Origin of the sequence: Arsukibacterium sp. (assembly GCF_033722355.1) — a bacterium.
Taxonomy (GTDB): Bacteria; Pseudomonadota; Gammaproteobacteria; order Enterobacterales; family Alteromonadaceae; genus Alishewanella.
In genome coordinates this window covers 1-6,130 of sequence record NZ_JAWVZF010000162.1, presented here as the reverse complement: position 1 = coordinate 6,130, position 6,130 = coordinate 1, and the positions used below count along the sequence as shown (strand labels likewise).

Below are 6,130 nucleotides of genomic sequence, written 5' to 3'. Positions count from 1 at the left end.
TTTACCCTGGCAATGTTTACTGGCGCTGTTAACTCTGGGCCTGGCAGCAAAGTTGCTGCCAGGCTTATTCCGCTTTGCTGACCAACCGCAGCAACTTGCGCCTTACCTGGCAATCAATGTGCTGCTGTCTCATCTTTATCCGCTGTTATTGCTGGCTGGTTTATTATGGGCTGGCCCTGCTCCAGTCTGATCAGTATCAGCTTGTCAGTACTTTAGCCAACTGCAATAACTTTGGATAAAACTCTTTATTTTGCTGGGCTATCTGGTCCTGCTCAACCAATACGTCATGCAAAATTTGATTCGTAGTCAGTGGGTTAGCCAGTACCACCCGGAACACGATCGTTTCCTGTCGATCGTACGCTGCCGGCGTTAAGCGGGTCCGCGACACAAATGACTTGCCCTCTTCCCGCTGCCGTTTCTGAATAAATTTAGTCAGGCCGTTTAACAGCTCATTAAACTGCTGGCGCTGCTCGCTGGTTGCAGCCGCCATGGCTTTTTGCACTTGAGCCGGCACATAACGGTAGGTTAACAGGCACAGTTCAGGTGCGGTAATCAACTCAAAATCAATATTGTGCTCAATCAAGCTGGCAAAATAGCGGGCTTTTTCTAATGAGCGGTTAATCAGAATTTCGTAACCGTCGCGGCCAATCACCTGCAGACAGGCATGCACCAGCATTGCCATCCCGGGGCGTGAGCCTTCCAGGGTCTGACTACCCAAATCTTTTGAACCTTTACGCAGAATATATTCGGCATGGTGTTCAATGGCATGGGCTGATGACGGATGTTTAAACACCACCATCCCCGCCCCCATTGGCACATACATTTGCTTATGGGCATCGATAGTGACGGAATCAGCCCGCTCAATACCGGCCATTAAATGCCGGTACTGATCAGATAACAAAGTGGCACCGCCCCAGGCGGCATCAACATGAAAGTGGCACTGAAACTGCTCAGCTAAATCGGCCAGCTGCCCCAGTGGATCAATATTACCGGTCTCAGTGGTACCTGCCACACCAACAATGGCCAATACCTTAATATTTTTTGCTGTTAAATCATTAAGCACCTGCTGCATTTGGGCAACATCAACTTTATTATTGGCATCTGTTTTGACGCTAACCACATAATCACGGCCAATGCCCAGCACATCGGCAGCTTTGCCCAGTGAATAGTGGCCACGTTCAGACACCACTATTGCCAGGCCATCATAGCCGTAGTGCTTTAATGCCCGGAACAAGCCCTCTCTGGCAATCCCTTTAAAGTCGCCGTCGGCTTTGAGCAGGCGGTTGCGGGCGATCCACAGCGCGGTAATATTAGCAACCGTACCGCCGGAGCAAAATGCGCCCAGCGAATGATTGGCGCTGTGCATCCACTTTTTATAGAAGCTATCTTTTTCGCCATAAACCAGATGATGCATCATTCCCAATACCTGCCGCTCCAGCGGAGTAAAGGCTTTGGATGTTTCAATTTTCACCAGGTTCTGGTTCAGCCCCACCATCATCTTAGATAACGGCAGGACAAAGTAGGGTAGCGCTGATGTCATATGGCCAATAAAACTGGGCGAAGCGGTATGCACTGAATGAGCAACCAGCTTCTGCATCATGCTTTCGGCATAATCCGAGACAAACTGCGGAGACAACGGGATCTGATGCGCCTGAAAGTCACGTTCGATTTGCCATAGCGGTTTTTCCAGCGCGACGATACTTTCCCGCAGAAACCCTGCCAGATTCTGCGACAGGTTCTGTTCAATAATACTGAGGGTGGAGTCCGGTGCTTCAGGTACCGTAAAAATGCGCCAAAGCGCATCTTCAGAGGCTGCTGCCTGTCGTTTTGTCGGTTCTGTCATGCGTTTTGCTACTCACTGAGCCGAAACAGGCCCCACTGCAGTTCACTGATATCAAAAGCTCTCTGCTATCAGATCTCAGAGGGGGCGGAGAAAGGGCCTAACTCTACTGCAACTGCTAAAAAATGTCTGCAAAAATTTCAATAGGCCAAAGCTACTAACTGCGCAGCCCGACGCCGCGGTTTATTAAATACAATGCGAAGCTGAACATCACCACAATAAAACTAAGCACGACCGCCAACGCAAGTACAAGGCTGACATCACTGATCCCCAGAAAGCCATAGCGAAAAGCGTTAACCATATAAACTATCGGATTTAACGCGGCCACATTCTGCCAGAACCCGGGCAACAACGTTAACGAATAGAATACCCCGCCAAGATAAGTTAATGGCGTCAGGACAAAGGTAGGAATAATACTGATATCGTCAAAGCTTTTGGCATAGACGGCATTGATTAACCCCCCCAGCGCAAACAGCATGGCTGTCAGAATAACGGTAATAATAATGATCGCCAGATTGTGGATCTGAATATCGACAAAAAACATCGACAAAATCGTGACAATGATCCCGACCAGAATACCACGGGACATCCCGCCCCCCACATACCCCAGCACAATCAGGTAGTTGGGCACCGGGGCAACCAGCAGCTCTTCGACATTACGCTGAAACTTGGCACTGAAAAACGATGAGGCCACATTGGCATACGAATTGGTTATGACCGCCATCATAATCAGACCCGGGACAATAAATTCCATATAGCTAAAGCCGCCCATATTACCGATCCGCGAACCAATTAAATTGCCGAAAATAACAAAATAAAGGCTCATGGTAATAGCGGGTGGTACCAGCGTTTGTACCCATATCCGCATAAAACGGATGATTTCTTTACTTAAAATACTCTGCAGGGCAATCAGATAACTGGCTCGCATTAGTTCGCCTCTCCCCGTCCGGTTTCAACCAGTGCCACAAATAACTCCTCTAAGCGGTTTGCTTTATTTCGCATCGACAAGACATTCATCTGTCGCTTGCTCAGCTGCTCAAAAATCGGGTTTAAACCTTCACTTTTGGCCACATCAACTTCAATACTGTGCTCATCGAGCTTCCGCCATTGTATATCATCCAGTTGTAAACCAGCCGGGTCCTGATCCAAATCGAGAATAAACGTTTCAATAGTCAGTTTGTTCAGCAAGGCTTTCATGCTGGTATTTTCGATAATTTTTCCTTTGTCGATAATGGCGATATTCCGACAAAGCGTTTCAGCTTCTTCCAGATAATGGGTAGTCAGAATAATAGTGACACCGGCTTTATTAATTTTGCGCAGAAACTCCCACATCGAGCGGCGCAGTTCGATATCAACACCCGCAGTCGGCTCATCCAGGATCAGCAATTTAGGTTCATGCATCAGTGCCCTGGCAATCATCAGCCGTCGTTTCATACCACCGGACAGCTCACGCGCCCGGGCATGCCGCTTTTCCCACAACCCCAGTTGACCGAGATATTTTTCAGCTCGTGTCAGGGCCAGTTTTTTCGGCACCCCATAATAGCCCGCCTGATGAACCACAATTTGCAATACGGTTTCAAACTGATTGAAATTAAATTCCTGGGGTACTAAACCCAGCTGGCTTTTTGCCTGCTCCAGCTGGTTATCAATATCAAAGCCAAATACCCTGACAGTGCCACTGCTTTTGTTCACCAGCGACGTTATCACGCCAATAGTGGTACTTTTGCCAGCGCCATTTGGACCAAGTAACGCGAAAAAATCCCCCTGTTTCACCTGCAAATCAATGCCGCTTAAGGCCACAGTGCCGCTTTTATACACTTTATGTAACGCTGATATATCTAACGCCAGACTCACTCATTCTCTCCTGTTTCTGCTCTGTTTGCGCCGGTAGCAACCCGTTCGCCCCCATACCCCCAACGGGCAGTTAGTTGCTGCGCAATGCCCAGCTGATCCAGAATACGCGCGACCATAAAATCGACTAAATCACTGATTTGCCGGGGCTGATGATAAAACCCAGGCGCAGCCGGCATAATGGTGACACCAAGCCGGGCCAGTTTTAGCAGATTTTCCAGATGAATCGCACTGAGCGGCGATTCACGTGGCACTAAAATTAACTTGCCGCCTTCTTTGATCACCACATCAGCAGCTCGCTCTATCAGGTTGTCGCTGGCACCACAGGCAATCGCCGCCACGGTGCCGGTCGAACAAGGACAGATTACCATCTGTTTTGGTGCAGCAGAGCCCGACGCTACCGGCGAAAACCAGTCATCTTTACCATATACGGTAAGTTGACCCGCAGCGCAGTTAAACAGGGCTTGCAGCTGGGCAGTGCACTTATCGGGGGCGCCGGCCAGTTTAATATTATGCTCAGTCGCAAACACCACCCGGGCAGCGCTGGAAATAAGCAAGTGCACCCTGATCCCGTGCTGCAACAGTAACTCTAGCAGGCGCCAGCCATAAGGCGCGCCTGACGCACCGGTAAAGGCTAAGGTGAGTTCCCGCATGTTTACTCCCATTTTTTCGTCAGCGCGCTAATTAGCTTGTCGTGAATGCCGCCAAAGCCGCCATTACTCATAATCACGATGTTATCACCCTTTGCTGCCTGTTCGACCAGTAAACCGACCAGCGCCTCGATATCATGCGATAGAACGGCTTTAGGGCTTAAACTGCGGGTCAGGGCTTCGAGCGACCAGTTAGCATTAGCCGGCTCATATAAGTACACTTTATCGGCAATCGCTAACGACACCGGCAACGCCGCTTCATGCACACCCATCCGCATCGTATTTGAACGTGGTTCCAATACGGCAATTAACCGGCCCTGGTCCACTTTATTGCGCACCCCCTGTAACGTAGTGGCAATTGCCGTTGGGTGATGCGCAAAATCATCGTAGACTTTAATACCGGCAATCTCGGCTTTAAGCTCCATCCGCCTTTTTGGCGCGACAAACTTCGCCATGGCTTCCAGCGCAACAGCAACCGGCACACCGGCATGGCGGGCTGCCGCTATCGCCATCACTGCATTATCGACATTGTGCTGGCCGCCAAGCTGCCAGTGCAGCTCCCCTTGTAGCTGCTGCCGGTAATAAAGCTTAAAGGCGCTACCGTCATTAGTTATCAACTCTGCCCGCCAGTCCTGACCATAACTCTGGCGTTCGCTCCAGCAGCCCATCGCCAGGGTTTGACTGATTGCCTTGGTATCTTCCGGCGATAATACCAGGCCATTTGCCGGAACCATTCGCAATAAATGATGAAACTGGCGCTGAATAGCCGCTAAATCCGGAAAAATATCGGCGTGATCAAACTCCAGATTATTAATGACCAGCGTCCGGGGCCGGTAATGAACGAATTTAGAGCGCTTATCAAAAAAAGCAGTGTCGTATTCATCCGCTTCAATTACAAAAAAAGGCGACTCGCCGAGCCGGGCCGAGGTATCAAAATTTTGCGGCACGCCCCCTATCAGAAACCCCGGTTTCAGGCCGGCCGCTTCCAATATCCAGGCCAGCATACTGCTAGTCGTCGTTTTACCATGGGTGCCTGCCACGGCCAGTACCCAGCGATCCTGCAATACCTGCTCAGCCAGCCACTGTGGGCCGGAGGTATAACGCAGGCCGCGGTTCAGCACATATTCCACCGCCTCATTGCCCCGCGACAAAGCGTTACCAATAATCACCAGATCCGGCTCTGGGCTGAACTGGCTGCTGTCGTACCCCTGCACTAAACCAATGCCCAGTTCAGTCAGTTGTTCACTCATCGGCGGATAGACGTTCTGATCTGCACCGGTGACCTGATGCCCCAGCGCTTTGGCAATAACGGCGATACCGCCCATAAAAGTGCCACAAATACCTAAAATATGAATATGCATCAGTTATTTCCTGCCTGTGCAGGCCCGTTAGTCACAGAAAAACAGATAAAACTACGATCAAAACTGCAATTTAACAATAAATTCTTTAAAATAGCCCGGCCCTACAAACTTACTACAGCAATAAAAGGAATAACAAAATGCGCCGTATTTCCCCGGTACTGCAGCAGGACGGAGTCGAACCTGATCTGATAGCGCTGCTGAAAACCATTCTCGCCGCCTGCCGTGAAATCGCCTTTCGGGTCAGTCAGGGAGAACTGGCAGGAGTATTAGGTTCTACCCTTGGTGAGAATATTCAAGGGGAAACCCAAAAAAAACTGGATGTGATTGCCAATGAGTTACTCAAGGAAGTTATCCTGGAAACGGGTGTAGTGAAAGCGATAAGTTCAGAAGAAGAAGACACTATTGTCGCTGGCAATCCACAGGGTAAG

General features: G+C 49.8%; 5 protein-coding genes and 2 pseudogenes. 2 read left to right on the top strand and 5 right to left on the bottom strand.

Annotated elements, in window-relative coordinates; translation table 11 throughout:
• Positions 1-190: pseudogene (locus tag R3177_RS12420) on the top strand (prenyltransferase); the annotation flags it as partial.
• A gap of 6 nt (positions 191-196) precedes the next feature.
• On the opposite strand, the gene panP reads toward R3177_RS12420, so the two are convergent.
• The 5 genes from panP to mpl all read right to left on the bottom strand — a co-directional run bounded on the left by panP (position 197) and on the right by mpl (position 5,702).
• Positions 197-1,843, bottom strand: coding sequence for a pyridoxal-dependent aspartate 1-decarboxylase PanP (panP, locus tag R3177_RS12415; RefSeq protein ID WP_318971346.1), 1,647 nt, complete (start codon positions 1,841-1,843; stop codon positions 197-199).
• A 154-nt stretch (positions 1,844-1,997) separates the two neighbouring features.
• Positions 1,998-2,768, bottom strand: coding sequence for an ABC transporter permease (locus R3177_RS12410; protein WP_318971345.1), 771 nt, complete (start codon positions 2,766-2,768; stop codon positions 1,998-2,000).
• Positions 2,768-3,694, bottom strand: coding sequence for an ABC transporter ATP-binding protein (locus R3177_RS12405; protein ID WP_318971344.1), 927 nt, complete (start codon positions 3,692-3,694; stop codon positions 2,768-2,770). Before R3177_RS12405 ends, R3177_RS12410 begins: the two co-directional genes overlap by 1 nt.
• Entirely contained in the window at positions 3,691-4,356 is a 666-nt protein-coding gene (locus R3177_RS12400; RefSeq protein WP_413229087.1) for a flavin prenyltransferase UbiX, read from the bottom strand. The genes R3177_RS12405 and R3177_RS12400 overlap by 4 nt, the downstream gene beginning before the upstream one ends.
• Positions 4,347-5,702 (bottom strand): UDP-N-acetylmuramate:L-alanyl-gamma-D-glutamyl-meso-diaminopimelate ligase, encoded by a 1,356-nt coding sequence (mpl, locus tag R3177_RS12395; RefSeq protein ID WP_318971342.1) that lies wholly within the window; start codon positions 5,700-5,702, stop codon positions 4,347-4,349. The genes R3177_RS12400 and mpl overlap by 10 nt, the downstream gene beginning before the upstream one ends.
• A 137-nt stretch (positions 5,703-5,839) precedes the next feature.
• Between mpl and R3177_RS12390 the strand changes: the two are divergent.
• Positions 5,840-6,130, top strand: a pseudogene (locus R3177_RS12390) (fructose-bisphosphatase class I); the annotation flags it as partial.